24 protein-coding genes are annotated in these 26,717 nt (G+C 68.5%); 11 read left to right on the top strand and 13 right to left on the bottom strand.

Annotation, left to right across the window (positions count from 1 at the left end; genetic code table 11):
• The first annotated feature begins 86 nt into the window (after positions 1-86).
• Positions 87-1,895, top strand: coding sequence for a translation elongation factor 4 (gene lepA / locus AC1DCG_RS08625; RefSeq protein WP_477041451.1), 1,809 nt, complete (start codon positions 87-89; stop codon positions 1,893-1,895).
• Between the two features lie 124 nt (positions 1,896-2,019).
• Complete coding sequence (locus AC1DCG_RS08620; protein ID WP_477029601.1) at positions 2,020-2,532, top strand: RebB family R body protein; 513 nt, start codon at positions 2,020-2,022, stop codon at positions 2,530-2,532.
• A 203-nt stretch (positions 2,533-2,735) separates the two neighbouring features.
• Here the strand turns inward: AC1DCG_RS08620 and AC1DCG_RS08615 are convergent, their stop codons facing one another.
• The 3 genes from AC1DCG_RS08615 to AC1DCG_RS08605 are packed head-to-tail and all read right to left on the bottom strand — an operon-like array spanning position 2,736 to position 6,327.
• The gene (locus tag AC1DCG_RS08615) at positions 2,736-3,743 is read right to left on the bottom strand and encodes a cytochrome-c peroxidase (protein ID WP_477029600.1); all 1,008 of its coding nucleotides are present in this window, start codon (positions 3,741-3,743) and stop codon (positions 2,736-2,738) included.
• A gap of 20 nt (positions 3,744-3,763) precedes the next feature.
• Complete coding sequence (locus AC1DCG_RS08610) at positions 3,764-4,288, bottom strand: homogentisate 1,2-dioxygenase (RefSeq protein ID WP_477029599.1); 525 nt, start codon at positions 4,286-4,288, stop codon at positions 3,764-3,766.
• A gap of 11 nt (positions 4,289-4,299) precedes the next feature.
• Positions 4,300-6,327 (bottom strand): TonB-dependent receptor plug domain-containing protein, encoded by a 2,028-nt coding sequence (locus tag AC1DCG_RS08605; protein WP_477029598.1) that lies wholly within the window; start codon positions 6,325-6,327, stop codon positions 4,300-4,302.
• A 122-nt stretch (positions 6,328-6,449) separates the two neighbouring features.
• Between AC1DCG_RS08605 and AC1DCG_RS08600 the strand changes: the two genes are divergently transcribed.
• From AC1DCG_RS08600 to AC1DCG_RS08575, 6 genes are all read left to right on the top strand, one after another.
• A complete protein-coding gene (locus AC1DCG_RS08600; protein ID WP_477029597.1) occupies positions 6,450-7,076 on the top strand; it encodes a glutathione S-transferase family protein in 627 nt (208 codons plus the stop codon).
• 367 nt (positions 7,077-7,443) lie between these two features.
• Positions 7,444-9,036, top strand: coding sequence for a flavin monoamine oxidase family protein (locus AC1DCG_RS08595; protein ID WP_477029596.1), 1,593 nt, complete (start codon positions 7,444-7,446; stop codon positions 9,034-9,036).
• 2 nt (positions 9,037-9,038) lie between these two features.
• Positions 9,039-9,473, top strand: a complete 435-nt coding sequence (locus AC1DCG_RS08590; protein ID WP_477029595.1) for a c-type cytochrome — start codon at positions 9,039-9,041, stop codon at positions 9,471-9,473.
• A 37-nt stretch (positions 9,474-9,510) separates the two neighbouring features.
• Positions 9,511-9,687 (top strand): hypothetical protein, encoded by a 177-nt coding sequence (locus AC1DCG_RS08585; RefSeq protein WP_109101518.1) that lies wholly within the window; start codon positions 9,511-9,513, stop codon positions 9,685-9,687.
• Positions 9,688-9,714: 27 nt separating this feature from the next.
• Positions 9,715-10,248 carry an AAA family ATPase gene (locus AC1DCG_RS08580; protein ID WP_477029594.1) on the top strand — a complete coding sequence of 178 codons (534 nt, stop codon included), beginning with the start codon at positions 9,715-9,717 and terminating at the stop codon, positions 10,246-10,248.
• Positions 10,249-10,250: 2 nt separating this feature from the next.
• On the top strand, positions 10,251-10,745 hold the full coding sequence (locus AC1DCG_RS08575; protein ID WP_477029593.1) for a GNAT family N-acetyltransferase: 495 nt from the start codon (positions 10,251-10,253) through the stop codon (positions 10,743-10,745).
• A 180-nt stretch (positions 10,746-10,925) separates the two neighbouring features.
• Here the strand turns inward: AC1DCG_RS08575 and flhA are convergent, their stop codons facing one another.
• The 10 genes from flhA to AC1DCG_RS08525 form a co-directional block, all read right to left on the bottom strand.
• Positions 10,926-13,043: a flagellar biosynthesis protein FlhA gene (gene flhA, locus AC1DCG_RS08570; RefSeq protein ID WP_477029592.1), complete on the bottom strand. Its 2,118-nt coding sequence runs from the start codon at positions 13,041-13,043 to the stop codon at positions 10,926-10,928.
• Positions 13,044-13,185: 142 nt separating this feature from the next.
• The gene (gene flbD, locus AC1DCG_RS08565) at positions 13,186-14,571 is read right to left on the bottom strand and encodes a sigma-54-dependent transcriptional regulator FlbD (RefSeq protein ID WP_165259274.1); all 1,386 of its coding nucleotides are present in this window, start codon (positions 14,569-14,571) and stop codon (positions 13,186-13,188) included.
• Positions 14,572-14,664: 93 nt separating this feature from the next.
• The gene (gene fliN / locus AC1DCG_RS08560) at positions 14,665-14,997 is read right to left on the bottom strand and encodes a flagellar motor switch protein FliN (protein WP_058346608.1); all 333 of its coding nucleotides are present in this window, start codon (positions 14,995-14,997) and stop codon (positions 14,665-14,667) included.
• Positions 14,998-15,002: 5 nt separating this feature from the next.
• Entirely contained in the window at positions 15,003-15,650 is a 648-nt protein-coding gene (locus AC1DCG_RS08555) for a FliH/SctL family protein (protein ID WP_477029591.1), read from the bottom strand.
• A gap of 10 nt (positions 15,651-15,660) precedes the next feature.
• Positions 15,661-16,677, bottom strand: a complete 1,017-nt coding sequence (gene fliG, locus AC1DCG_RS08550; protein WP_058346610.1) for a flagellar motor switch protein FliG — start codon at positions 16,675-16,677, stop codon at positions 15,661-15,663.
• Between the two features lie 4 nt (positions 16,678-16,681).
• A complete protein-coding gene (fliF, locus tag AC1DCG_RS08545) occupies positions 16,682-18,346 on the bottom strand; it encodes a flagellar basal-body MS-ring/collar protein FliF (protein WP_165259276.1) in 1,665 nt (554 codons plus the stop codon).
• 238 nt (positions 18,347-18,584) lie between these two features.
• Positions 18,585-18,866: a CtrA inhibitor SciP gene (gene sciP / locus AC1DCG_RS08540; RefSeq protein ID WP_165259278.1), complete on the bottom strand. Its 282-nt coding sequence runs from the start codon at positions 18,864-18,866 to the stop codon at positions 18,585-18,587.
• A 168-nt stretch (positions 18,867-19,034) separates the two neighbouring features.
• Entirely contained in the window at positions 19,035-20,714 is a 1,680-nt protein-coding gene (flgE, locus tag AC1DCG_RS08535) for a flagellar hook protein FlgE (protein WP_477029590.1), read from the bottom strand.
• Between the two features lie 132 nt (positions 20,715-20,846).
• Entirely contained in the window at positions 20,847-21,557 is a 711-nt protein-coding gene (locus AC1DCG_RS08530; protein WP_477029589.1) for a flagellar hook assembly protein FlgD, read from the bottom strand.
• A gap of 11 nt (positions 21,558-21,568) precedes the next feature.
• Positions 21,569-23,215: a flagellar hook-length control protein FliK gene (locus AC1DCG_RS08525; RefSeq protein ID WP_477041450.1), complete on the bottom strand. Its 1,647-nt coding sequence runs from the start codon at positions 23,213-23,215 to the stop codon at positions 21,569-21,571.
• A 46-nt stretch (positions 23,216-23,261) separates the two neighbouring features.
• On the opposite strand from AC1DCG_RS08525, the gene AC1DCG_RS08520 reads away from it, so the two are divergent.
• From AC1DCG_RS08520 to AC1DCG_RS08510, 3 genes are read left to right on the top strand one after another with little or no spacing between them, the layout of a single operon-like run.
• Complete coding sequence (locus AC1DCG_RS08520) at positions 23,262-23,630, top strand: hypothetical protein (protein ID WP_477029587.1); 369 nt, start codon at positions 23,262-23,264, stop codon at positions 23,628-23,630.
• Positions 23,630-25,738 carry a flagellar hook-associated protein FlgK gene (flgK, locus tag AC1DCG_RS08515; protein WP_477029586.1) on the top strand — a complete coding sequence of 703 codons (2,109 nt, stop codon included), beginning with the start codon at positions 23,630-23,632 and terminating at the stop codon, positions 25,736-25,738. Before AC1DCG_RS08520 ends, flgK begins: the two co-directional genes overlap by 1 nt.
• Positions 25,739-25,746: 8 nt before the next feature.
• Positions 25,747-26,670 carry a flagellin gene (locus AC1DCG_RS08510; RefSeq protein ID WP_477041449.1) on the top strand — a complete coding sequence of 308 codons (924 nt, stop codon included), beginning with the start codon at positions 25,747-25,749 and terminating at the stop codon, positions 26,668-26,670.
• Positions 26,671-26,717 lie beyond the last annotated feature (47 nt).

Below are 26,717 nucleotides of genomic sequence, written 5' to 3'. Positions count from 1 at the left end.
ATTTGAGGCCCGTCGTGAACGGGGTCGATGACGCAAACCCGTCACGCCCCCTCGCGAACCGGTGCAAATGTGATAGACGCACGCGCATGAGCTCTACGCCCCTCGACAAGATCCGCAATTTCTCGATCGTGGCCCACATCGACCACGGCAAGTCGACCCTGTCCGACCGCCTGATCCAGACGACGGGCGGCCYGACCGCGCGCGAGATGAGCGCCCAGGTTCTCGACAACATGGACATCGAGAAGGAGCGCGGCATCACCATCAAGGCGCAGACCGTGCGCCTGAACTACAAGGCCGCCGACGGCGAGACCTATGTCCTGAACCTGATGGACACCCCCGGGCACGTCGACTTCGCCTACGAGGTGTCGCGCTCGCTGGCCGCCTGCGAAGGCTCGATCCTGGTCGTCGACGCCTCGCAGGGCGTGGAGGCCCAGACCCTGGCCAACGTCTACCAGGCCATCGACAACAACCACGAGATCGTTCCGGTCCTCAACAAGGTCGACCTGCCGGCCGCCGACGTCGATCGCGTGAAGGCCCAGATCGAGGACGTGATCGGCCTGGACGCCAGCGACGCCGTCGAGTGCTCGGCCAAGACCGGCATCGGCATTCCCGACGTCCTGGAAGCCATCGTCACCCGCCTGCCCGCTCCCAAGGGCGACATCAACGCCCCGCTGAAGGCCCTGCTGGTCGACGCCTGGTACGACGCCTACCTCGGCGTGGTCGTGCTGGTGCGCATCTTCGACGGCACGCTGAAGGCCGGCCAGCAGGTCCGCATGATGCAGACCGGCGCCACCCACCGCATCGACAAGGTCGGCGTGTTCACGCCCAAGGCCACCGACGTGGCGGCGCTGGGCCCGGGCGAGGTCGGCTTCTTCACCGCCTCAATCAAGGAAGTGGCCGACGCCGCCGTCGGCGACACCATCACCGACGAGAAGAAGCAGACGGCCGAACCGCTGAAGGGCTTCAAGGAAGTCGTGCCGGTGGTGTTCTGCGGCCTGTTCCCGGTCGACGCCGCCGACTTCGAGGACCTGCGCGCCGCCGTCGGCAAGCTGCGCCTGAACGACGCCAGCTTCACCTTCGAAATGGAAAGCTCGGCCGCGCTGGGCTTCGGCTTCCGCTGCGGCTTCCTCGGCCTGCTGCACCTGGAGATCATCCAGGAGCGCCTCTCCCGCGAGTTCGACCTCGACCTGATCGCGACCGCCCCGTCGGTCGTCTACAAGATCAAGATGCGCAACGGCGAAGAGATCGAGCTGCACAATCCGGCCGACCTGCCGGACGTGATGCAGATCGAGGAGATCGCCGAGCCCTGGATCAAGGCCACGATCTTCACCCCCGACGAGTATCTCGGCGGCGTCATCAAGCTCTGCCAGGACCGTCGCGGCATGCAGCGCGAACTGTCCTACGTCGGCAACCGCGCCATGGTCGTCTACGACCTGCCGCTGAACGAGGTGGTGTTCGACTTCTACGATCGCCTGAAGTCGATCTCGAAGGGCTACGCCAGCTTCGACTACGCCCTGGAAGACTATCGCGCCGGCGACCTGGTGAAGATGTCGATCCTGGTCAACAGCGAACCGGTCGACGCCCTGTCGATGCTGGTCCACCGCAGCCGCGCCGAAAGCCGCGGCCGCGGCATGTGCGAAAAGATGAAGGAGCTCATCCCGCAGCACATGTTCGTCATCCCGATCCAGGCGGCCATCGGCGGCCGGATCATCGCCCGCGAAACCGTCCGCGCCCTGCGCAAGGACGTGACCGCCAAGTGCTACGGCGGCGACGCCTCGCGTAAGCGGAAACTTCTGGACAAGCAGAAGGAAGGCAAGAAGCGGATGCGCCAGTTCGGCAAGGTCGAGATCCCGCAGGAAGCCTTCATCGCCGCCCTCAAGATGGACGAGGATTGATCGGCGGAGGGCCCCGCCCTCTCCCGCCTTGTGCGAAATTTCCTATTCCGAAAGCCGCGGCCATCCATTGTGGGTGAGCCGCGGTTTTCATTTGAAGGCCGCCTGATCCAGCACGGAGACGACCATGGCCTTCCCGACCAACGTCAACGACCAGATCACCGACTCCGTCAGCCAGGTGAACACCAAGGTTCTGGGCGACGCGCCCGCCATGGCCATGGGCAACCTGTTCCAGGCCACCGCTCAGGCCCTGGCGAACGCCGCCCACAACGCGACGGAAAACCAGCAGCAGGCCAACGTGACGACACAGGCCTCGACGACGCAGGGCGTCTCGACGTTGCTGTCGGTCGACACCGCCAGCGCCGGCGAGGCGACCCGGACCATCTTCGCCGCCGCCCCGCCTGCACCGCCGAGCGAACCTTCCGAGGCGGCGATACAACAGGCCCTCGAAGCCGCCCAGGCGGCGAATGAGGCGGCGATGCGGGCGGCCAACCAAGCCGTCCAAGCCGCCATGGCGTCGGCGAACGCGGCAGTGCAGGCGGCGATGCAACAGGCCGCCCAAGCCCTGCAAGCCGCCATGACCCAGACCCAGGCCGCAGCCGCCATGGCGGCTGCGGCGGGGTCCCTTCCGGAAGACTAGGTTCGGTACTCAATTGGCCGAGGGCAATGGGCTATCTGTTTCAATAGCTTATAGCAGTTGTCATCCCGGCCGCAGCGCAGCGGAGCGCCGGGATCTCCCACAGTTCAGAACCTGCAACGTGGGAGATCCCGGCTCTACGGATCGCTGACGCGCTCCTCCGGTCGGGAAGACACGTTTCCTTGCACGCCAATTGAGTCCGGGCCCTAGGGTCCGCACCCCGGCTTAGGCAGGGAAAACCGTGGATCGGTGACGAAGGTCTCGTCGGTCAGCGTTTCCAGGAAGGCGACGAGTTCTGAGACCTGGCGATCCTCCAGCCGCATCGCCACGCGATGCCGGCGGATCGCCGTCTCCAGCGTCGGAGCCGAGCCGTCGTGCAGGTATGGCGCGCTCAGCGCCACGTTGCGCAGCGAAGGCGTGCGGAAGCGCCCCGCATCGGCCGCCTCGCCGGTGACGTCGGCGAGGCCCTGGTCGCCAGTGAATGGCGCGTCGATGCGGTGGAAGCGGGGCTTGTCGGCGTCGGTGAACAGCGGGCCGGCGTGGCATCCGGCGCAGGTCGCCTTGAACTGCCGCTCGCCGCGCAGGGCTTCGGCCGACACCACGACGGCTTCGCCCCGCTTGCGCTGGTCATGGGGGCTGTCGAACGAGACGAGCGTGCGCTGGAAGGCCGCCAGGGCCTTGGCGATGGTGGTCATGCTGACCTCGCCGCGCGCCTCGGGAAAGGCTTCACCGAACATCTTGCGATAGCAGGCCTGGCCGGCCAGACGCGCGGTCAGCACCGCTTCCTGGCCGGCGAAGCCCATCTCGACCGGCTTGGTCCCGGCGATCGGGATCAGAGCCTGATCCTCCAGCCGCTTCACGCTTCCGTCGCCCCAGGTCAGCGCGCGGAAGTAGCCCACGTTCGCCAAGGTCTGGATGTTGCGCCGCCTGGGATCTCCGTGCACGCCCGGATGGGTGCGGTTGCTGTCGGTGAAGCCGCGTCGCTGCTCGTGGCAGCTGGCGCACGACATCGTGCCGTCGATGGAGAGGTCGGCGTCGTAGAACAGCTTGCGGCCCAGGGCGACCTTGGCGTCCGACATCGGATTGTCGGCCGGGACCGGCGGCGGCGCGACGCCCGGCGGCAGCTTCCACTCGAACGCCGCTGGCGCGAAGGCGGCCGTCAGCAGCAGGCCGGCTACTAACGCCAGCGCCTTGCCGTAAGCCTCCAGCCGCACGCCCCCTCTCCCTCGCCAGGTCAGGGCTTGCGGGCGACCATGATCTGCAGCTCAGCCTGGGCGTTGGCCGAGATCTGGATCACGTAGTCGCCGGGCGAAAGATCGAAGGTCACCATCTTGCGCACGGTCGAGCAGGCCGGACCCCGGCCGTGGGCGGTCGAGCGCTGGGTCGCGCCGTCCTTCAGCACGTCGATCCAGGCGCCCGTCCCCAGGGCGATCACATAGGCGCCGGCCGTCTCGATCTTCAGCGAGAACAGGCCGCCCTTGCTGACCGTGCCGCCGGGCTTTTCCGGCTGAACCGCATAGGCCACCTCCAGCGTCGGCGACAGCGCGGCGACATAGGCCTGGCCGGGCGCCAGCAAGGATTTCGGCAGGTCCGCGACCGAGGTCGCCGCCGCCAGCGGGCTCTTGGCCGACCACGCCGCCAGCTCGGGCGGCAAGCCGGTCTCGACGCCGGGCGCGCAAGCGGCGTCCGGCTGGGTCTGGGCGAAGGCGGGCGGCGCGGCCAGGGCGAGGCCGGCGGCCAGGATCAGGGCGAGACGCATGGCGGGGCTCCTCAGAACTTGACCCGCAGGTCGGCGCGGAAGTTGCGGCCTTCCTCGGGGAAGCCGTCGACCAGCTGGTACTTCTGGTCCAGCAGGTTGCGGGCGCCGACGATGACGTCGATCTTCGGCGTCACCGTCACCTGGGCCGTCAGGTTGGCCAGCACGTAGCCGCCGGTGCGGTAGTAGCGGGCGGGGCTGACCAGCGAGCTCGAGGTCACCGTCCAGCGCTTGGACGCCGCCTCCAGGCTGGGCGTCAGCGACAGGCGGTCGTTCAGCGTCCAGTCGGCATAGACGAACAGCTTGTGGTCGGGCGTGCCGGTCGGGCGGAAGGCGGCGTTGGTCGGGTCGGTCAGCTTGCGGTGCAGGTAGGTGTAGTTGCCGCCCAGCGTCAGGTGGTCGCCGGCCTTGAAGGTCGCCGCGCCTTCCAGGCCGTAGTACTCGCCGTCGCCGGCGTTCTTGGTCTGGTTGACCGTGCCGTAGGGCGCGCCCAGCGCCACCGGGATCAGGATCAGGGCGTCGCGCACGTCGCTGTAGAACACCGCCCCCTCGATCTTCAGCAGCGGCGTGAAGTCGACCGCGCCGCCCAGCTCGTAGTTGATCGCCCGCTCGGCCTTGACGTCAGGATTGGGCACAGCCTGGCCCATGCGGGCGCTGTAGCGCTCGAACAGGGTCGGGAAGCGGGCCCGCGACGAGACGCTGCCGTGCAGCTGCACGTCGGGCAGCGGCCGCCAGACCAGCGCCGCCTGGCCGTTCCAGGCCACATCGTCGGTCAGCGGATAGAAGACGAAGGCGTTCGAGTTGTAGTCCTGGGCCTGGTTCAGGTCGCGGCGGTCGCGCGAGACGCCGACCACCAGGTCGACCTTGTCGCCAAAGCGCTGGGTGTCCTCCAGGGCGATCGAGGTGGTGTCCTCGACGACCGTCTGGCGCGGCTCGGTCCCGGCCGGGGCGAAGCTCTGCTGCCATTCGACATGCTTGTCGCGGCGATAGAAGGCGGCGGCCTTCAGGGTGTTGCTGGCGGTGACGTCGACGTCCAGCTCCAGGTTCCCGCCATAGGCCACGTCGTCATAGTACGAGCGGAAGGCCCGCCCCAGAGTCTGGCTGTTCTGGCGGGCGTTGTCCCACGAGAAGAGCGCGTTCTCGAAGGTGTTGCGATAGACGCGCGCCTTCAGCACCGCGTTGTCGGCGATCTTCGTGCGGGTCAACAGGGCCAGACTGTCGATGTTCCAGTAGGGCCAGGACCAGTAGCGCGTGCTGGCCGTGTCGGTGACGTGATAGGGCGCGTTCTTCTCGCCCTCCTGGCGGGTGTAGGTGATCGAGTATTCGTCGGTGGCGTTGGGCGTAAAGCCGGCCTTGAGGTTGACCCGCCAGTCCTCGCTTTCGGAGTGGTCGCGATTGCCGCCGTTCTCCAGCGCCGTGGCCTTGTAGTCGTCGGGCAGGCGCCAGTGGGTGCGCTCGCTGCGCGCGCCGCTGGCCTGGACGTAGAACCGGTCGGTCTTGCCGCCGATCCGGCCCGACACGGTGTTGCTGTTGAGCGAGCCGTCGCCGTCGAGGCCCGCGCCCAGGCGGATCTCGCCCTCGAAGGGCTTGGCTGGCTTGCGGGTGACCAGGTTGATGGCGCCGCCCAGACCACCCGGACCGTCGAGCACCGAGACATAGCCCTTGGAAACCTGGACCTCGGAAAGATCGGCGGTGAGGAACCTGGCGAAGTCGATGCGGTTGTCGGCCGGCAGGAACACCCGCACCCCGTCGATCGACAGGGTGGTCTGGAAGCGGTCGAAGCCGCGGATGAACACCAGCCGCTCGTTGCGCGAGCCGCCGCTGTTACCCGCCGCCGCGCCGGGGATCAGGTCCAGCGCCTGGTCGACGCTGGCCTTGTCGAACTTGCGCAGGGTCTCGCCTTTGACCGTGCTGCCACCGATCGTTTCGCCGGCGGCGTTGCGGGCGGTCACCTGCACCTCGCCCAACGCATAGACGTCGCCCTGGGCGTGGGCGGCGCCGGCCAGCAGCGAACCGGCGAGCAGTACGGAGCGAAACAGCATGAAATCCCCTCGTTATGTAAATAGACTACATAACGAGTCGCGAGACGCCTCGCCTTGAAGAATTTCTCCACCGGCGCGTGAAACCGACAATGCTAGAGATCGCAGCGTCAATGGAGGCCTCCATGCTCAAGATACTGGGCCGCACCTCGTCGCTGAACGTCCGCAAGGTGCTGTGGACCTGCGGCGAACTCGATCTCGCCTATGAGCGCGAGGACTGGGGCATGGGTTATGCCTCGACGAGCGACCCGGCCTTCCTGGCGCTCAATCCCAACGCCCTGGTGCCGGTGCTGATCGACGAGCACGGGCCGCTGTGGGAATCGAACACCATCTGCCGCTACCTCGCCTCGCGCCACGTCGGCGGCGAGGCCCTGCTGCCTACCGAGCCGCGCGGCCGCGCCGCCGTCGAGCAGTGGATGGACTGGCAGGCCACCGAGCTCAACACCGCCTGGCGCTACGCCTTCGCGGGCCTGGTGCGGCGGATGCCCGGCTTCGACGATCCGGCCCAGATCGCCGCCAGCGTCCGCGCCTGGAACGGCGCCATGGCCCTGCTCGACCGCCAACTGGACCGCACTGGCGCCTTCGCCGCCGGCGAGGCCTTCACCCTGGCCGACGTGGTGCTGGGCGTCTCCGTCCACCGCTGGGCCGCCTCGCCCATCGACCGCGACGCCCTGCCGGCGGTCGAGGCCTACTACGCCCGCCTGAAGACCCGCGAGGCGTTCGCGCCGTGGGCGCTGGACGAAGTGCCGTAGGGCATCAAAGGCCGTCATCCCGGCCGAAGCGAAGCGCAGAGCCGGGACCCAGGGGCCAACGCGATGCGTCGGCCACCGCCTGAACGGCGACCCCAACCCCGCGCCCGGTCCCCTGGGTCCCGGGTCTACGGTCCGCTTTGCGGACCTCCGCCCGGGATGACGGGCCTGGGCAGGTGAGTCGATCGCCGCCCTCCCCTGCCCGTTTCCTGCGCAGCCTCATCGTCCGAACGCTGCGGAACGGTGATCCGCGAACCCATCCGCTCGCCACGCGAACAAAGTGGGCGGCGGGGACGCAAGGCGCCCTGCTTAGCTCGGTCCCGCGAGCCGCCCGGTCGCGGGCGGCGGCGAAGGGGATAGGGCCGAGCATATGCCAGACGGAGTCCGCGTACCGACCAGAAGACAGCTCTTGACCGCCATCGCCCAGGTGGGCGGGACGGCCGCGTTGTACCAGGCCATGACCACCCTCGGCCACGCCGCCGAGACCCAGTTCCACGGCCCGCCCGACCTTGCGGGCGCAAGGCCCGGCGCCTCGGTGCTGGTGCTGGGAGCGGGCCTGGCCGGCCTGCTGGCGGCCTATGAACTGACCCGCGCCGGCTACAAGGTGCGGATCCTGGAGTACCAGGGCCGCGCGGGCGGCCGGAACTGGAGCCTCCGCGGGGGCGACACCTATACCGAGCTGGGCGGCGCGACCCAGAAGGTCGGCTTCGCCGCCGGCAACTACTTCAACCCCGGCCCGTGGCGGATCCCGCACCATCACCGCACCCTGCTGCACTACTGCAAGCGGTTCGGCGTGGCGCTGGAGCCGTTCATCCAGTTCAACCACAACACCTGGGTCCATTCCTCGACCGCCTTCGGCGGCAAGCCGGTGCGCTTCAAGGCGGCCGCGGCCGACTTCGAGGGCAACGTCGCCGAACTGCTGGCGAAATCGATCAACACCAAGGCGCTGGACGACGCGGTCACGCCCGAGGACCGCGAGAAGCTGCTGGAGGCCCTGAAGGGCTGGGGCATGCTCGACGGCGACTATCGCTACGCCAAGGGCCTGCGCAGCTCGGCCCACCGCGGCTATGACCGCCCGCCCGGCGGCGGCGTGGACGGCGCGCCGATCCCGTCCGACCTCTACGCCCTGCACGACGTGCTCGATCCCCAGGTCTGGACCTCGATGGCCTTTTTCATGGGCCACGAGATGCAGACCACCATGTTCCAGCCGGTGGGCGGCATGGACATGATCGGCAAGGCCTTCGCCAAGCAGGTCGAGGGCCTGACCACCTTCAACGCCAAGGTCACGAAGATCGCCCAGGACGACAAGGGCGTGGCGGTCACCTTCAGCGACACCGCCACGGGCAAGGTCGAGACCGCCAAGGCCGACTGGTGCGTCTGTACGATCCCGCTTTCCATCCTCGGCCAGATCGAAAGCGAGATCAGCGACGAACTGGCCGCCGCCATCAAGGCCGTGCCCTATTCGGGCCAGGTGAAGATCGGCCTGGAGATGAAGCGACGCTTCTGGGAGGAGGAAGACTCCATCTACGGCGGCCACAGCTTCACCGACCAGGAGATCGCCCTGATCTCCTACCCCAACAACAATCTGTTCGGGAACGGACCGGCCGTGCTGCTGGGCGCCTTCGCCCGCGAGATGGGGGCCTATCGCTTGGCCGGCATGACGCCGCAGCAGCGCATCGAGGTCGCCCTGCAGCAGGGCTCGGTGCTGCACCCGCAGAGCTATCGCAAGGAGTTCGCGAACGGCGCCTCTGTGGCCTGGAGCCGCGTGCCCTGGGCCCTGGGTTGCTGCGCCCGCTGGACCGAGGAGACCCGCAAGGAGCACTACCAGACCCTGGTGGCCATGGACCGCCGCATCGTGCTGGCCGGCGAGCACGCCTCGTATGTCGGCTGCTGGATGGAGGGCGCCCTGCTCTCGTCCCTCGACGCCATCACCCGCCTGCACAAGCGCGCCCTGGAGGCCTGAGCATGACCCGTCCCGTTCTCGTCGCGGCGTCGGCGCTCGCCGCCGCCCTCGTCTGCGCCATCCCCGCCGTCGCCCAGGCCCCGCCCGGCGGCGACACCGGCGGCGGCGTGGTGCGCGTCCAAAAGCCGATCACCGGCCAGCAGGTCTACGAGGCCGTCTGCCAGGCCTGCCACATGGCCGACGCCAAGGGCGGAACCGGCGCCGGCACGATCCCCGCCCTGGCCGCCAACCCCAAGCTGGCCGCCGCCCCCTACGTCTCGATGGTGGTGGTGCGCGGCCAGGGCGGCATGCCGCCCTTCGCCGGCACGCTGGACGACGCCCAGATCGCGCAGGTCGTCACCTATGTCCGCACCCACTTCGGCAACGCCTACGCCAAGCCGGTGACGGCCGCCGACGTGGCCAAGGTCCCGCATCCGGACAGGTCAGGAGGTCACTAACCGGGACGTGGGGCGTCCGGCGTGCTACAGCGCGCCGATGAGCAACGAGACCAACGACGCCCCACCGAACGAAACCCCGATGCAGCGCGCCCTGCGCCTGAAGAAGGCCGCCCAGGGCCGCCACGGCCATGGCCCCAAGGCCTCCAGCGGCAAGGTCGACAAGGCCGACGCGACCGCGCCGACCGGCAAGTCCAAGCCCTGGATGACCCGCTAGGCTAGAATACCGGCCGGAGGACGACTCATGGCCGACAACTTCGTCCTGATCACCGGCTGCTCGGGCGGCGGCAAGTCCAGTCTGCTGGCCGAGCTGGCCGCCCGCGGCTACGCCGTCGTCGAGGAGCCCGGCCGCCGCATCGTGCGGCAGGCCCTGGGGCCTGACGACCCCGTCCTGCCCTGGAACGATCCGGCCGCCTTCGCCCGCCGCGCCGTCGAACTGGCCCTGGCCGATCGCGAGGCCGCCCGCGGCCCCCATGGCTGGGTGTTCTTCGATCGCGGCGTGGTCGACGCCGCCAGCGCGCTGGAGGCCGCCACCGGCGAGCCCACGCTGCGGGCGCTGGACCGCGCCCATCGCTATCACCGCCGCGTCTTTCTCGCGCCGCCCTGGCCCGAGATCCACGTCGCCGACGCCGAGCGTCGCCACGGCCTCGACGCCGCGCTGGAGGAGTATCACCGCCTGGAAGCCGCCCTCCCCGCCCTCGACTACGAGGTCGTGATCCTGCCAAAGACGTCGGTGGCCGCCCGCGCCGACTTCCTCCTCGCCACCCTGGAAGCCTGAACATGTCGATCCGCCCCGAACGTCCCGAAGACGTCGCCGCCATCGGCGCAGTGACCGCGGCCGCCTTCCTGGGCCGGCCCTACAGCAGCCAGACCGAAGCCCTGATCGTCGCGGCCCTGCGCGCGGCCGGCGCCCTGTCGCTGTCGCTGGTGGCCGAGGTCGACGGCGAGATCGTCGGCCACATCGCCTTCTCGCCCGTCGATATCGAGGTCTCGTCAGGCGACTGGTACGGCCTGGGTCCGGTGTCGGTCACCCCCGACCAGCAGGGCACGGGCCTTGGCCAGGCCCTGATCCGCGAGGGCCTGAAACAGCTGGAAGCGCGCGGCGCCGCCGGCTGCGTGCTGCTGGGCTCGCCCAAGTACTACGAACGGTTCGGCTTCGTGGCCGACGAGGCCCTGACCTACGGCGGCGAGGCCTCGCCCTACCTGCAGCGCCTAGTCTTCAAGGGCCGCCCGCCGCGCGGCGCGGTGACCTACCACACCGCGTTCGGGGCGTAGCCTCCACTTTATCCCGTCATTCCCGCCCTTGTGGCGGGAACCCCTCTGTCAGCCGCAAGAGCGGATGGGGCGGCGTGCTCAGCACGCCGTTGGCGTCTCACATGCGAGCGGAACCAGGGGGCCCCGCCACAAGGGCGGGAATGACGGGAGTTGAATGAGAAGAGCGAGCCCTAGCCGCCCCTAGACCATCCCCACCGTCTTGAGACGCGCCCGGGGGTGGATCTCGTTCTGGCTCATCACCACGGTCTGGCCGCGGAAGCGCTCGATGATCGAGCGGACATAGGGACGGATGCCCGGGCTGGTCAGCAGCACCGGCGACTCGCCCTGCAGGGCCGCGCGCTCGAAGGTGTCGCGCACCCCGCGGATGAAGTCCTGCAGGCGCGAGGGAGCCAGGGCAAGTTGCTTGTCCTCGCCGGGCCCGATCAGGGCTTCGGCGAAGGCCTGCTCCCAGTCGGCCGACAGGGTGATGATCGGCAGGGCGCCGTCGTCGCCGCGGTTGGCCCAGCACAGCTGGCGAGCCAGGCGCGCGCGCACCTGCTCGACCAGCTGGGTGACGGAAGCCGTGTGCGGGGCGGCTTCGCCGATGCCTTCCAGGATCTGCGGCAGGTCGCGGATCGACACGCGCTCCTTGAGCAGGGCCTGCAGCACGCGCTGGATGGTGGCGGCGTTGACGACGCCGGGGATCAGGTCGTCGACGAGCTTCTTCTGGTTCTCCGGCAGCTCCTTCAGGAGCTTCTGCACCTCGGCGTAGGAGAGCAGGTCGGCCATGTTCTCCTTGAGGATCTCGGTCAGGTGCGTGGTCAGCACCGTGGCCGGATCGACGACCGTGTAGCCGCGGAAGGTGGCTTCCTCGCGCAGGTCGTCGGCGACCCAGGTGGCCGGCAGGCCGAAGGCCGGCTCGCGCACGTGCTCGCCGGGCAGCTCCACCTGGCCGCCGCGCGGGTCCATGGCCATCAGGTGACCCAGGCGCACTTCGCCGAGGCCAGCCTCCATCTCCTTGATGCGGATCGCGTAGCCCTGGTTGGCCAGGCGCATGTTGTCGAGGATGCGCACCGGCGGCATGACGAAGCCGAACTCGGTGGCCAGGGTCTTGCGCAGGGCGCGGATCTGGTCGGTCAGGCGGCGGCCTTCCAGGTCGTTGATCAGGGTCAGCAGGCCGTAGCCCAGCTCGATCTTGACGTCGTCGATGGCCAGGGCCGCGCTGATCGGCTCTTCTTCCGGTTCGGCCGGGGCCGCGGCAGCCGCGGCGGCGGCGGCTTCGGCCGCCTCCTTGGCCGGGGCGAGCTTGGCCTGCTGGGCGCGGCGATAGGCCAGGAAGCCCGCGCCGACGGCCAGACCCGCGAACGGCAGCAGCGGCATGCCGGGGATCAGGGCGATGACGCCCGACGAGGCCGAGACCATGCCGAGGGCGACCGGGTTCATGGCCAGTTGGGTGGTCAGGGCCTTGTCGGCGCTGCCCTCGACGCCGGCCTTCGACACCACCAGACCGGCGGCGATCGAGATGATCAGGGCCGGGATCTGGCTGACCAGGCCGTCGCCGATGGTCATCAGGGTGTAGGTCGAGGCGGCTTCGCCGATCGGCACCTTGTGCTGCACGACGCCGATCAGGATGCCGCCGACGATGTTGATGCCGGTGATGATCAGGCCGGCGACGGCGTCGCCCTTCACGAACTTGCTGGCGCCGTCCATGGCGCCGAAGAAGGTGCTTTCCTGCTCCAGTTCCTTGCGGCGGATCTTGGCCTGGTCCTGGTCGATCAGGCCCGTCGACAGGTCGGCGTCGATGGCCATCTGCTTGCCGGGCATGGCGTCCAGGGTGAAGCGCGCGGCCACTTCGGCGATGCGGCCCGAACCCTTGGTCACGACCATGAAGTTCACCACCACCAGGATGATGAAGATGATCACGCCGATGACGAAGTTGCCCTGCATCATCAGGTTACCGAAGGCGGCGATGACCGCGCCGGCCCCGTGGCCGCCCTCGTGACCATTGCCCAGGATCAGGCGGGTCGAGGCGATGTTGAGGCCCAGGCGATAGAGGGTCGCGACCAGCAGGACGGTCGGGAAAGAGGTGAACTCCAGCGGCTTCTTGATCAGCACCGCCGTCATCAGGATCAGCACCGAGCCGGTCAGCGACACGGCCAGCAGGATGTCGAGCAGCGCCGGCGGCACCGGCAGGATCAGCAGGACGATGATGCCCACGACGCCGACGGCCAAGCCCATCTCGCCGCGCAGGATCCCCTCCCACAGCGACTTGGCGCTGGGGATCGAGGAAGCGGCCTTGGGGGCGGCGGCGTCAGCCATGGAAAGCCTTGCTGCTGTTTCTCGGACGTGACCGTTCCGCTTGAAGCGATTTGTGACGGCCCGCCATCTCCTTAATCGAAATTAGCCATGTTCGGCGCCGGACCGATCGTCGCGGGCGCCGAACAGATTCTACACTTGAGGTTTAGGCGGCCGCGCCGACGCCGCCCTGCGGCGGGGGCACGTTGACGCCAGCGTCGCCGTATTCCTTGAGCTTGTTGCGCAGGGTGCGGATCGAGATGCCCAGGATGTTGGCCGCGTGGGTGCGGTTGCCCAGGCAGTGCTCCAGGGTGTCGATGATCAGCGTCTGCTCCATCTCGGCCACGGTCTGGCCGACGAAGCTGCGGGTCACCGCCGCGGCGGCCACGGCTTCGGCCGCGGCCATCGAGGCCCCGCGGGCCACGGCCGCGTCGGGGGCCGGGGCCAGGGGCTGGCCGTCCGGCAGGCGGATGGCGAACTCCTCGATCTCGGCGCCGGTCGACAGCAGCACCGCGCGGTGCATGGCGTTTTCCAGCTCGCGCACGTTGCCCGGCCAGCGGTGGGCGATCAGGCGGCGCTTGGCCTCGGCCGAGATCGGCTTGAGGTCGATGCCGTTGGCGGCCGAGTACTTCTTCACGAAGTGCTCGCACAGATTGATGATGTCGCCCGGGCGTTCGCGCAGCGGCGGCAGCGCCAGGTTCACGACGTTCAGGCGATAGAGCAGGTCTTCGCGGAACACGCCTTCCTTGACCGCGTCGGCCAGGTTGCGGTTGCTCGTGGCGAGGATGCGGATGTCGACCTTGACCGGCTTGGTGCCGCCGACGCGGTCGATCTCGCGCTCCTGGATGGCGCGCAGCAGCTTGGCCTGCAGGCGCACGTCCATTTCCGAGATTTCGTCCAGCAGCAGGGTGCCGCCGTTGGCTTCCTCGAACTTGCCGATGCGGCGGGCCAGGGCGCCGGTAAAGGCCCCCTTCTCGTGGCCGAACAGCTCGCTTTCCAGCAGGTTCTCGGGGATGGCGGCGCAGTTGACGCTGATGAACGGCGCCTTGGCCCGACGCGATTTCGCGTGGACGTGGCGGGCCATCACTTCCTTACCCGAGCCGCTTTCGCCGGTGATCAGGATCGAGGCGTCCGACGGGGCCACCTGGTCGGCCAGCTTGATCACCTGCTCCATGTTCGGGTCACGGGCGATCATCGGACGGTTGTCGTCGGTGACGGCGGCCAGGACCGCAGCGATCAGCTCGGCGTCCGGCGGCAGCGGGATGAATTCCTTGGCCCCGGCCTTGATGGCGCCGGCGGCGCGCATCGGGTCGGCGTCGACGCCGCAGGCCACGACCGGCACCCGGATGCGCTCGTTCTCGTTGGCGGCGATCAGGCCGGCGATGTCGAGGCCGTAGTCGACCATCATCAGGTCGGCGCCCTGCCCGGCCCGCAGCGCGTTGGTGGCCTGCTCCGTCGTCTCGACGTGCGAGACCTTGGCCCCGGCGTTCATCGCCATCTTCACGGCGACCGAGAGCTGACCGTTCAGTTTACCAACGACCAAGAGGCGCATTGTCTTGTCTCCGGGCGGCCCTTCAGGACCGATCTTCTACTGCTTCGCCCTCTTTCAGAAGGCGCGGACTGGGGTGGACGGGAAGCCTGGGCGTCAGCCCGCGGCGTCGCCGTCCTTGATGATTTCCGTCATGGTCACGCCCAGGCGCTCGTCGACGACGACGACCTCGCCCCGGGCGACCAGGCGGTTGTTGACGTAGATGTCGATCGCCTCGCCGACCTTGCGGTCGAGCTCGAGGATCGAGCCGGCCTGCAGCTGCAGCAGCTGGGCCACCGACATGTTCGAGCGGCCGAGCACGGCGGAGATGTTGACGGGAACGTCGAACACCGGCGCCAGGTCGGAAGCGATCTTGTCGGAAAGCTCGACCGGGATCTCCGAGGCCAGCATGCCGCCGTTGAAATCGTTGAGGGTCAGGTCGTCGGACATGGCGGTCAGCCTTCGCTAGGAAGAAGGGGTTCGGCGTGCAGCCCTTCGGCCGCGATGGCGGCTTCCAGGGCTTGGGCGACGCGTTGCGCCGCCTCGTCGGGATTGAACTCGGCGCGACCGTCGCCCCAGTCGAGGACGAAGGCGGCGGGCGGCCGGGCGCCGTCGGCGCGGGCGACGATCGCGCCCGGGAAGCCGATGGCCTGGGCGGTCTGCTCCAGGGCGGCCTGGGTGCGCTCGACCAGGTGCGGCGCGACGCGGACGGAAAGCTTGGGCTGGGCCTCGACCTCGCGGGCCAGGGCCAGCAGGGCCGCCGAGGCCGGCGCCTCGGGGAACTGGTCGAGCGCCGCATCGGCGATCTTGTTGGCGCAGGCGAGCGCCAGGCGAGCGGCGTGCTCGCGGTGCTCGTGGGCCACGGCCGACAGGGTCGCCAGCGCGCCGTGCACGGCGTGGGCGATGGCGTTCATGGCCTGGGCGGCTTCCTGCTCGGCGCGGGCCACGGCCGAGCGCTCGCCTTCGGCATAGGCCTCGGCGCGCGCGGCCTCGACCTCTTCGGGCGTGAAGCTCTTCTTCACCTTGGGCGCCTCGTAGGCGATCCCGCCACGGTCGTCGAAGACCGTGTCGAAGGCGAAGCGCTGATAGGTTCCGTTGCTCATCCCGCGCGCCTCAGTAGATCAGCTCGTCGTCGCTGCCCGAACCGGCCAGCATGATCTCGCCCTTGGCGGCGAGGTCCTTGGCGATCTGGACCATGGCGACCTGAGCCTGGTCGACGTCCTTCAGACGCACCGGACCCATGCTTTCCATGTCCTCGCGCATGATCTTCGAGGCGCGTTCGGACATGTTGGAGAAGAACATCTCGCGCAGCTTGTCCGAGGCGCCCTTCAGGGCCAGGGCCAGCTGTTCCTTGCCGGTGGCGCGCAGCAGGGTCTGCACGCCGCCCGGATCCAGCTTCGACAGGTCCTCGAACACGAACATCAGGGCCCGGATGCGCTCGGCCGCCTCGCGGTTGCGCTCTTCCAGGGCGGCGATGAAGCGAGCCTCGGTCTGGCGGTCGAAGTTGTTGAAGATCTCGGCCATCATCTCGTGGCTGTCGCGCTTGGAGGTGCGCGCCAGGTTCGACATGAACTCGATCCGCAGGGTCTGCTCGATCTTGTCGAGGATCTCGCGCTGCACCGGCTCCATGCGCAGCATGCGGGTGACGCATTCCAGCGCGAAGTCTTCCGGCAGGCAGGCCAGAACGCGGGCGGCGTGGTCGCTCTTCACCTTCGACAGCACGACGGCGACGGTCTGGGGGTATTCGTTCTTCAGGTAGTTGGCGAGCACCGCCTCGTTCACGTTGCCCAGCTTGTCCCACATGGTTCGACCCGCCGGACCGCGGATCTCCTCCATCAGCTGGTCGACCTTCTCGGGCGCCATGAACGACATCAGCAGGCGCTGGGTCTGCTCGTACGAGCCCATGATCGCGCCCGTCGAGCTCATGCCCGAGACGAACTCGACCAGCAGCTCTTCGACCACGCTGGCCGAAACCGTGCCCAGGCTGGCCATGGCCTGGGAGACTTCCTTGATCTCCTCGTCGTCCAGCGCTTCCCAGATCTTGGTGTGGTCTTCACCCAGGGCGAGCAGGACGATGGCGGCCTTTTCAGGCCCGGCCAGCTTGGCGATGTCTGTGACGGCGGCCTTCATCCGATCACTCCGACTCGTGCAGCCAGTTGCGCAGGATCGCGACCGACTCTTCGGGGTGCTTCTCGACGAACTCCGACACGCGCTTGATCGACGAGGCCTTCACCTGGCCCTCGATCTTGGCGATGTCGATGCGCTGGTCGATGTCGCTGACCGGGCCGGCGATGGCGATCGGCTCGCCCGACTGGTCGACGACGACCTGCTGGGTGGTGCCGTCCGACAGGGTGACGAGGCGCGTCACCGGCTGGTCGCCCTGGCCCAGAGCCAGCTGGATCGGATGCTGGCCGGCCGGCTGGGTCAGGCTCTTGATGAACGGACGCACGGCGAACAGCAGGATCAGCAGGGCGACGATGGCCAGGACGCCGATCTCGGCGACGCGCATCAGGTCGTTCTTGTCGAAGCCGGCCATCAGCCCGCCCTTGCCGTCCAGGCCCTGGTCCTCGGCGGTCGGGAAGCGGATGTTGGTGACCTTCACCTGGTCGCCGCGGGCGGCGTCGTAACCGATGGCGGTCTTCACCAGTTCTTCGATCTGGGCGATCTCCTCGGCGGTGCGCGGGGTGTAGGCGCCCGGCTTGCCGTCCTTGCCCGGCGCGGCGGTGACGCCGTCGACGGCCACGGCCACGGCGACCTTCTTCATCGAGCCCGGCTCGGTGACTTCGGTGCGGACCGACTCGGAGATCTCGTAGTTGGTGGTGGTCTCGTTGCTGCCCGAGTTCGAGCCGACAGGCTGGAAGCCGGCCGGCTGGCCGCCGGGGATGTTCTGGGTGGCGGTGACGCCGCTGGTGTCGTCGTTGCGGGTCTCGGACTGGTTGTTGGCGCTCGTGCTTTCCGAGCGCACGACCTGGCCGTCCGGATCGAACTTCTTTTCCTGGGTGGTGATGCGGTTCAGGTCGAGGTCGGCGGTGACCGTGACGCGGGCCTTGCCGGGACCAAGGACGCCGTCGAGCATTTCCTTGACGCTCTTGGCGATGCGGGCTTCGGCCTCGGACTTGCGGTCCTGGGCCAGACGGCCGGCCAGACTCTCGTCGCCGCCGGCCGACAGGGTCTTGCCGTGGTCGTCGATGACGTTGACGCGCTCGGGCTTCATTCCCGGGACCGAGCCGGCGACCAGGTTCTGGACGGCGGCGACCATGTCCGACGACGGCTCGCGGCCGGCGGTGCCGATGGTGACGGCGGCCGACGGTTGCTCGGCGTCTTCCTCGAACAGCTGGCGCTTGGGCAGAACGAGGTGGACGCGGACGTCGCGCACGCCCTGCCAGCCACGGATGGTGCGCTCCAGCTCGCCCTGCAGGGCGCGCTGGCGGTTCAGCTGCTGGACGAAATCGGTCTGACCGATGGCGTTGCCGGTGTCGAAGATCTCGTAGCCGATCGAGCCCGAGGTCACGAGGCCCTTGCCCGAAACCAGCAGGCGGGCGGAATTGACCTTGTCGCGGGCGACCATGATGGTCGAGCCGTCGCCCTTGGTCTCGTACTTGATGCCGGCCTGGTCCAGCGCCTGGGTGACGGCCGAAGCTTCCTTGAGGTCGAGATTCGAATACAGCAGCTCGCTCGGCTGCTTGCCCAGCATCATCACAACCGCGGCCAGCACGGCGATGGAGCCGACGGCGACGCCCGCCAGGGCGGCCAGTCGACCGACGCCGAACCTCTGAATCGCGCTCAGGAATTTATCCACTGGGCCTGTCCCTCAAACTGCGTCCGAACGGGGCGCAAACGAGACGGATGGAAATCCGCCGTCGCTAGGCAGGATTTACCCAGTCGATGGTTAACGACGGCTTTAGATTTGGGGCCGGATCCCGGCTCCATAGGCGCCAAATGGTCGCGGCCGCGCCCCAGGGGGCGCGGCCGCTGAACAGACCGTTCGGGCGCTTTGTGGAGCATAACTCCTCGCGCCCTTTCAGTTTTTCCGCCGTTTAGCGGTACTGCTGAAGCCGGGTGGTCCGCAGACCCGCCATCCCGTGACGATCGATCGACTGCTGCCAGGCGAGGAATTCCTCGTTGGTCAGCTTGTAACGATCGCACGCCTCGTCGAGCGAGAGGAGCCCACCGCGAACGGCGGCCACCACCTCGGCCTTACGCCGGATCACCCAACGCTGGGTTTCCGGGGGCGGAAGATCCGACAGGGTCAGAGGCGCACCGGTCGGACCGATGACGTACTTTTCACCCCGGCTGTTCGTGCGCTGCTGCTGCAACATGGCTTTACGCCTTTCCCACAACCATCACTGTTGACGAGGAATATAGGCGCCGGGGAATAACGACGGCTTAATTCCGGTAGTAAAGAAAGACCTAAACAAGGGACTTCCTCCAGCCACCAGAGTGTATCGATGTGACACACTCTGATTAAGACAAGTTAATACCTATGATCAGCGCTTAATGCTCAGAAGTTCTTCCAGCATCTGATCGGCGGTAGTGATGATTTTCGACGAGGCCGAGTACGCGCGTTGCGTAGTGATCAGGCCGGTGAATTCAGTCGACAGGTCGACAGTCGAAGCTTCCAGCGTCGAAGGGGCCAGAGAACCTGCGCCGCCCTGGCCCGGGGTCTTCAGGCTGTAGGTGCCGCTCTCGTTGGTGACGCGGTAAGCGTTGCCGTTGACGCCCTTCAGGCCGTTGGGATTCGAGAAGGTCGCGATGGCCACCTGGGCGATCCGGCGAGTCACCCCGTTGTCGAAGATGGCCGAGACATAGCCGTCTTCATCCACCTCGATGTTGGTCAGGTTGCCGAAGGCGGTGCCGTTGGTGTTCACCGACTGCACGACCGACTGGCTGTTGTACTGGGTCAGGCCGCCGGCGGCGTTGGCCAGGTCGATCTGGATGTCCTGGGAGTCGATGCCCAGGCCGTCGGCCCAGCGCGGACCCGTGCCGGTGGCGGTGGGGTCCGAAGCGCCGATGTGGATCGCCGTCGGGTTGACGCCGCCGAACAGGTTGCCGACCGAGGCCAGCTTGCCGTCCGTGGTGAAGGTGATCTTGCCCGAGCTGATCAGGCCGTTGGTGTTGTTGTCCAGGTCGCCCGGCTTGGCGCGCAGTTCGGCGAACCACTCGTTCGGGCCGGGGCCCTTGAGCAGCGACAGGGTGACGGTGCGCTGGCCGCCCTTGGAGTCCGAGACCGGGATCTGGATCTCGAAGTCCGGCTTGACGCCGGTGGTCGGATCCTCGGCGTAGTCCGACATCGAGCGAGTGGTCGGGTCGTAGGCGCCGGCGTTCACCGCGTCGGTCTTGGTGTTCAGGCCCAGGGCCGCGAACGACACCGTGGCGCCGCCGCCGGCGTTGATCGAGCCGGCCGGACCGGCCGCGCCGGTCGGGGTGTAGCTGGTCAGGGCGCCCGTGGTCGGGTCGAACGCGGCCGTGCCGGTGTCGACGACGACGCCCGCGCGGCGGACCTCGACCTGATACTCGTTACCGTTGCCCGTCGGGCTGTAGCGGACGGCGTAGTCGGCCGTGACGGCGTTCGAGTCGGCGACGCCGGTCTTGGTCGACAGCGCGTTGGCGGCGGCCGACACGGCCTGCTCCGAACGCAGGTTGGCGTTGACGCCGACGCGGGTGGTCTTCTCGGCGGTGCCGCCGACGCTGCCCACGTTGATCGACGACAGCTGGGTCAGGTCCGACGGGTCGGGCGTGATGGCGCCGGTCACCGGATCGGCCAGCCAGCCCTGCAGGTACAGGCCGGCGTCGTTCTTCAGGTAGCCCAGGTTGTCCAGCTGGAACGAACCGGCGCGGGTGAACGAGCGGGTGTCGGTGGCGGTCAGGCCTTCCGGCTTCTCGGTGGCGACGAAGAAGCCCGAGCCGGCGATCGACAGGTCCAGGCTCGAGGTCGTCGACTGGGTCAGGCCCTGCTGGCTGATGAACTGGTGCGTCAGCGACTTCACGCCGCCGGCGCTGTAGGTGTTGTTCTTGCTCTGCGAGGTGACCAGGGTCGAGAAGTTGGCCGAGGAGCGCTTGTAGCCGACGGTGTTGACGTTGGCGATGTTGTCCGAGATCGCGGCCAGGGCCGACGAGTTGGCGACCAGACCGGAGACGCCCGAGAGCATGGCGCTGTTGATGGACATGACTGAAATCCTGCTCGTGAGGTTTGTTTGGCGGGGTTCAGCGCAGTTTGCGTTTGGGTCCCGGGTCGGCCGTCTGGCTCGGTGGGGGACCGCGTCGGCGTCATTCTGACGCCCGGTTCATTCCTTGGAGGCTTAAGCGGCCTCGGCTTCGGTTTCCGGGGTCTTGTCCGGAGGATTGGTGACGCCGATCACCTGGCTGATCGGCACCTTGACGCCGTCGATGGTGACCATGTTCTGGCCGCTCTCGCTGGTCACCGCGGTCACGATGCCTTCGATGCGGCCCTTGGAGGTGGTGGCGATCTTCGTGCCTTCGCCGTCGACGGCGGTGACGCGCAGGGTGTAGGCGGCGCCGTTGGGCTGCTGGACGCCGCTGGTGCTGTCCTTGCCGTCCCACTCGAAGGTGTGGTCGCCCTTGCTCATGTCGTCGGGCAGCTTGGTGGCGACCACGGCGCCGTACTTGTCGAGCACCTCGATCTTCACCGAGGTGGCGTTGCGGCCGATGGTGTAGCTCCAGTTGGCCTTTCCGTCCTTGAGCACCGAGGTGTCGGTCTCGGCCGTGGCCTGCTTGCCCATCATGTTGACCGCGTCGGCGATGCCGCCGTCGTTCATGCCGACCAGGGCCGCCAGCAGGTCGTTGGTGACCAGCTGCTGCTCGACGCCCGTCATCTGGACGATCTGGCCGGTGAAGGCGTTGGAATCCATCGGCGACAACGGATCCTGGTTCTTCATCTGCGTGGTCAGCAGCTTGAGGAAGGTCTCTTCGCTGCTCGCCAGCTGGTTCCTCGAGTTGTTGATCTTGTCGATCACCGAGGTGCTGCCGGACGTCGCGGTCGTGGTGGCCATGACGCTTGCTCCTAGATCTTGACGTCGACGCCGTCGGATTCCGCCAGGCGGTAACCCGGGATCAGCGACGCAGCCGAAAGGGTGGGAATGTCTTCGGCCATGGCGCCCGCGAAGGCGCGGCCAGCGAAGGCGCGGCGACCGTGGTCGCCGCCCTGGAAGTCGAAGAAGGCGTTCTGCTGCTGGCCCTGGCCGCCGTTGCCGCCCTGGCTCGACACGTCGAACTTCAGGGCGTTGTCGGCGACGTCGAAGCCGGCCTGGCTCAGCGCCTGGCGCAGCTCGCCGGCGCGGTGGCGCAGATCGGCGGCGGCCTGCGGGTTCTCGAAGGCCATGACGGCTGTCAGCTTGCCCTCGGCGCCGATGCGCACCTGCACGTCGACCTTGCCCATGCCTTCCGGCGTCAGGACGATGTCGAAGCGGGTGGTCTTGGCCTCGAGCTTCTTGGCGATCTCGGCCGACAGGGCCGCGACGGTCTCGGGCGAGCCGCGCACGATGGTCTCGGCCGGCGCCTGGGCGGTCGCGGCGGCCTGGGTCTGGACGGTCGGGGCGAAGGTCGCCTCGGCCTTGGGCGCGGCGGCGTCGACCGGCGCGGCGTCGGCGGCCATCTGGGCGAAGGCGTCGCCGCCCTGCGAACCGCTGTCGCTGTTGGTGGCGGCGTCGTGGGCGGCCTGCTCGGCGGCGACGGCGTGAGCCGTGACGACAGCCTCGCCCTTGGCGGCGACCTCGACCTTGCCGGCCTTCGGCGCGGGGACCTGGGCGGTCTCGGCCGGCTTGGCGGTTTCGGCGGCGGCGGCCTGGGCCTCGACCGGCGCGGCGACCTCGGCGGTGTCGACCGGAGTCGCGGCGGCCGTGGTCGCGGCGGCGTCATCGGCGGCGGGAAGCTGCACGGCCTTCAGGCTGGCGATCTCGTCGCCCAGCGAAGCGGCGGCCGGCTGGGCGGCGTCGGCGGCGGCCTTGGCCTGGGGCTGGGCCTGAGGCTGCGGTTGAGCCTGGGCCGGGGCGGCCGCGGGCGTCTCGGCGGCCGGAGCCTGCGGCTGGGCGGCGGCCAGCTTGGTCAGGTCGACGGYGGGAACTTCGGCTGCGGCGTCGGCGGCGGCCGGCAGGACGGCCTCGGCGTCGACCTGCGGCGCAGCCGCGTCGGCCACCAGGTCGGCGGCGGCCTGCACGGTCTGGGCGGCGGCGGCGACCGGGGTCGCGCCGGTCAGCTTGGCCGCGTCGGAAACGGTTTCGGCCACGTCGCCGACCAGGTCGGCGGCCTTGGCCAGCAGATCGCTCGAACCGGCGGCCGGGACCGAAGCCTCGGCGGCGGCGGCAAGAGCCTCCCCGTCGACGGCGTGACCAGCGGCGGCGGGCTGCTGCTGTTGTTGCGTGCTCATGGCGGCGACCACGGCCGCGCCGGCCTGGGCGGCGGCGGCGGCGTCCTGACCGGCGGCCGCGTCGGTCGACTTGCGGTCATCGGCCTTGCGGTCGGCCGTCGGCTTGGCCGCGGCCTTGCCGCCGGCGGCGGGACGAGCGCTCGGCTGCTCCTTCGTCGCGTCTTCGCTCGCACCCTTGGCGGCCAGCAGCGCACCGAAGACGTCGCCCGCGCCGGAGGCGTCGGACGCGCCGGCGGCGCCCTGGGCGGGCGTCGGGAGCGGAAGAGAGGCGGCGATCGCGGTCATGCGGGTCGGTACGCTCGGCTGGACGACGGCTCGGATGGAGCACGCCTTGATCCGCCGTCCTCTGAGCAATCGCCGGGCCAACCCGGAAATTTCTTTCAAGCCATTGATTCAAAATGTTTTAATCTCTGATTTACCCTTTGATTTCGGCAGGTTGCGGCGGTTTTTGCCGAGCGGAAACGGAAAGAATGACCCGTCCTTTGCCGCGTCGGCGCGTCGCAGCCGGGGAACGGCCCGGGTTGGCGCCATCCTTGCGCTCCCCTCCTCGTCGTCCGCACGGCGCATGGAACCCAACGCCTTGTATTTCAACGGTTTGCACAACGGAAACGAGACGCTCGCGACGCCGACCCGGCAAGTTTCGCCGGGCAAGGTCGCGTCGCGTGGTTCGTGCTTTGCCGAGCGGACAGGAGATCGCTGATGTCGCTGAACACCATCCTGAACACCGCGACGTCGGGGATGATGGCCGCCCAGACGGGCATGCGCGTCGTTTCCGACAACATCGCCAACGTCAACACCGCCGGCTACGTCCGCAAGACGGTCAGCCAGTCCAACCTCGTGTCGAACGGCATGGGCGTGGGCGTCAACATCGACGCGATCAAGCGCGCGACCGACCGCTTCCTGCAGTCGGCCAGCCTGAACGCCGCGTCGGACGCCGGTCGCGCCTCGGCCCTCTCGAGCGCGCTGGACAACGCCCAGGAGCTGTTCGGCGACCCCAGCGCCAAGACCAACTTCTTCTCGATGCTCGACGACGTGTTCAGCGCCTTCTCGCAGGCCGCCGACGAGCCGTCCTCGTCGCTGCTGCGCGCCCAGGCCCTGACCAAGGTCGAGGACTTCCTGGGTGAAAGCAGCCGCGTCACCGCCGGCCTGTCCAGCCTGGGCAAGGACGCCGACACCAAGATCTCGGCCGACGTCGACCGCGTGAACGTGCTGCTCAAGCAGATCGACGAACTGAACGCCGACATCACCCGCGCCAAGACCACCGGCGTCGACGCCACCGGGTCGGAGAACATCCAGAGCGGCCTGATCGACGAGCTGTCGTCGCTGATGAACGTGCAGGTCAGCCAGCGCGCCAACGGCGGCGTGCTGATCCGCTCGACCGAGGGCATGAGCCTGGCCGGCGAAGGCGCGGCCGTGATCAAGTACGAGCAGTCGCCCACCGCCAACGGCTTCCTGACGGTCACCTCGGCCAACAGCGGCGGCCAGGCCAGCCCGCTCTATATCAGCAGCGGCGAGATCAAGGGCTTGCTGGAGCTGCGCAACACCGAGCTGCCGGCCCTGTCCGACCAGCTGGGCGAGTTCGTCACCCGCGCCACCGAGGAGCTGAACCGCGCCTCGAACGCCAACTCGTCGGTCCCCGCCCCGGCCAGCATGACCGGCCGCGACACGGGCCTGGACGCGACCACCGCCCTCACCGGCTTCACCGGCAAGACCACCATCGCCCTGACCAACTCGGCCGGCGTCATCCAGCGCCGCATCGAGGTGGACTTCAGCGCCGGTTCGATGACGGTCGACGGCGTCGCCGGCCCGGCCTTCACCCCGGCCAACTTCCTGACCCAGCTGAACAGCGCCCTGGGCGCCGACGGCCAGGCCTCGTTCTCGAACGGCGCGCTCAGCCTGTCGGCCAACGGCGGCCTGGGCGTGGCCATCGCCGACGACCCGACCAACCCGTCGACCAAGGCCGGCAAGGGCTTCAGCCACTTCTTCGGCATGAACGACGTCGTCCGCCAGACGGGCTATTCGCCCTACGAGACGGGCATGACCACGGCCTCGCAGCACGGCTTCACGCCGGGCGAGGAAATCACCCTGCGCCTGACCGACATCGAGGGCGGCCGCATCCGCGACGTGAAGGTCACCGTGCCGCCCGGCGGCACCATGCAGGACATGCTGAACGCCCTGAACTCGCGCAGCGACGGCGCGGGCCAGTACGGAACCTTCGCGCTCGACTCCAAGGGCGCGCTGAACTTCAGCTCCAACAGCGCCTCGCCGGTGACCCTGTCGGTGGTCGAGGACGGCACCCAGCGCGGCGTCGGCGGCCCTTCGCTGAGCCAGCTGTTCGGCCTGGGCCCGTCCGAGCGCAGCACGCGGGCTTCGGGCTACACCGTCGATGCGGCGATGAACGGCAACCCCAGCCGCCTGCCCTTCGCCAAGCTGGACCTGACCGCCGCGGCCGGGACCCCGGCCCTGGCCGTCGGCGACGCCCGCGGGGCCCTGGCCCTGGCCAAGGCCGGCGACAGCTCGGTCAACTTCTCGTCCGCCGGCGGCGTCGGCGCGGCCACCAGCAGCGTGCTGCGCTACGGCGCCGACTTCGCCGGCTCGATCGCCCGCAAGGCCGCCGCCGCGGAGTCCAAGAAGGACGCCACCGCTTCCGTGAAAGTCGAGGTCGACACCCAGCGCCAGTCGCACGAGGGCGTCAATCTCGACGAAGAGCTCATCAATCTGACGACGTACCAGCAGGCGTTCAACGCCTCGGCCCGCCTGATCCAGGCGACCAAGGACATGTACGACGTCCTCGTGAACATCATCTGAGGTCCGCCATGACCCGTGTCTCCACCTCCGGCAACTACGGCGTGATGACGTCGAACCTGATGCTGGCGCAGGTGCGCCAGAACCAGATCGGCGAACAGGTCTCCAGCCAGAAGGTCGCCAGCGACCTGAAGGGCTACGCCAAGAACGCCGAAATGCTGACGGCGATGAAAAGCGCCCAGGCCAAGATCGACGGCTTCCTCGACCAGACCAAGCTCGTCTCCAACCGGCTGGAGATGCAGGACATGGGCATCGAGCGCCTGGCCAACTCGGCCACCAGCGCCCGCGAGGCGATCGCCAACGCCCTGGCCGCCGGCAACGCCACCACCCTGATGCAGCAACTGCAGAACGCCTTCGGCGACGCGGTTCAGGGCCTCAACACCAAGTCCAACGGCCAGTACGTGTTCTCGGGCGCCAGGAACGACACGGCGACCACCACGGCCACCAGCATGGCCGACCTGACGGCCGCGCCGAGCACGGCCTCGCTGTTCCAGAACGACCAGTACATCACGACCAACCGTATCGACGAGTCGACCACGGTCTCGACCRGCGTGCTGGGCGACGCCCTGGGGACCGACCTGTTCGACGCCTTCAAGCAGGTGCAGGCCTATGTCGACGCCAACGGCCCGTTCACCGGCAACCTGACCGACGCCCAGTCGACCTTCCTCAAGGGCCTGCTGCCGGCCTTCGACGACGCCCACAAGGACCTGGTCACCGCCCAGGGCAAGAACGGCCTGAACCAGAAGCGCTTCGAAGACGCCCAGGTGTCGCTGCAGGACCAGTCCGACAGCCTGACGGTGATGATCGGCGGCGTCGTCGACGTCGACATGGCCGAAGCCGTCACCCGCCTGCAGGCCGCCCAGTTGGCCGTCCAGGCCTCGGCCCAGGTGTTCTCCTCGCTCCAGGCCTCGTCGCTGCTGAACGTGCTGAAATAGGTCGTCGACGGACTGCGGCGCTGCTCCACCTCGCAAAATCGGGGTCG

It is taken from the genome of Caulobacter sp. 10L414 (assembly GCF_056395525.1).
This window is presented reverse-complemented; position numbering and strand designations above follow the sequence as displayed.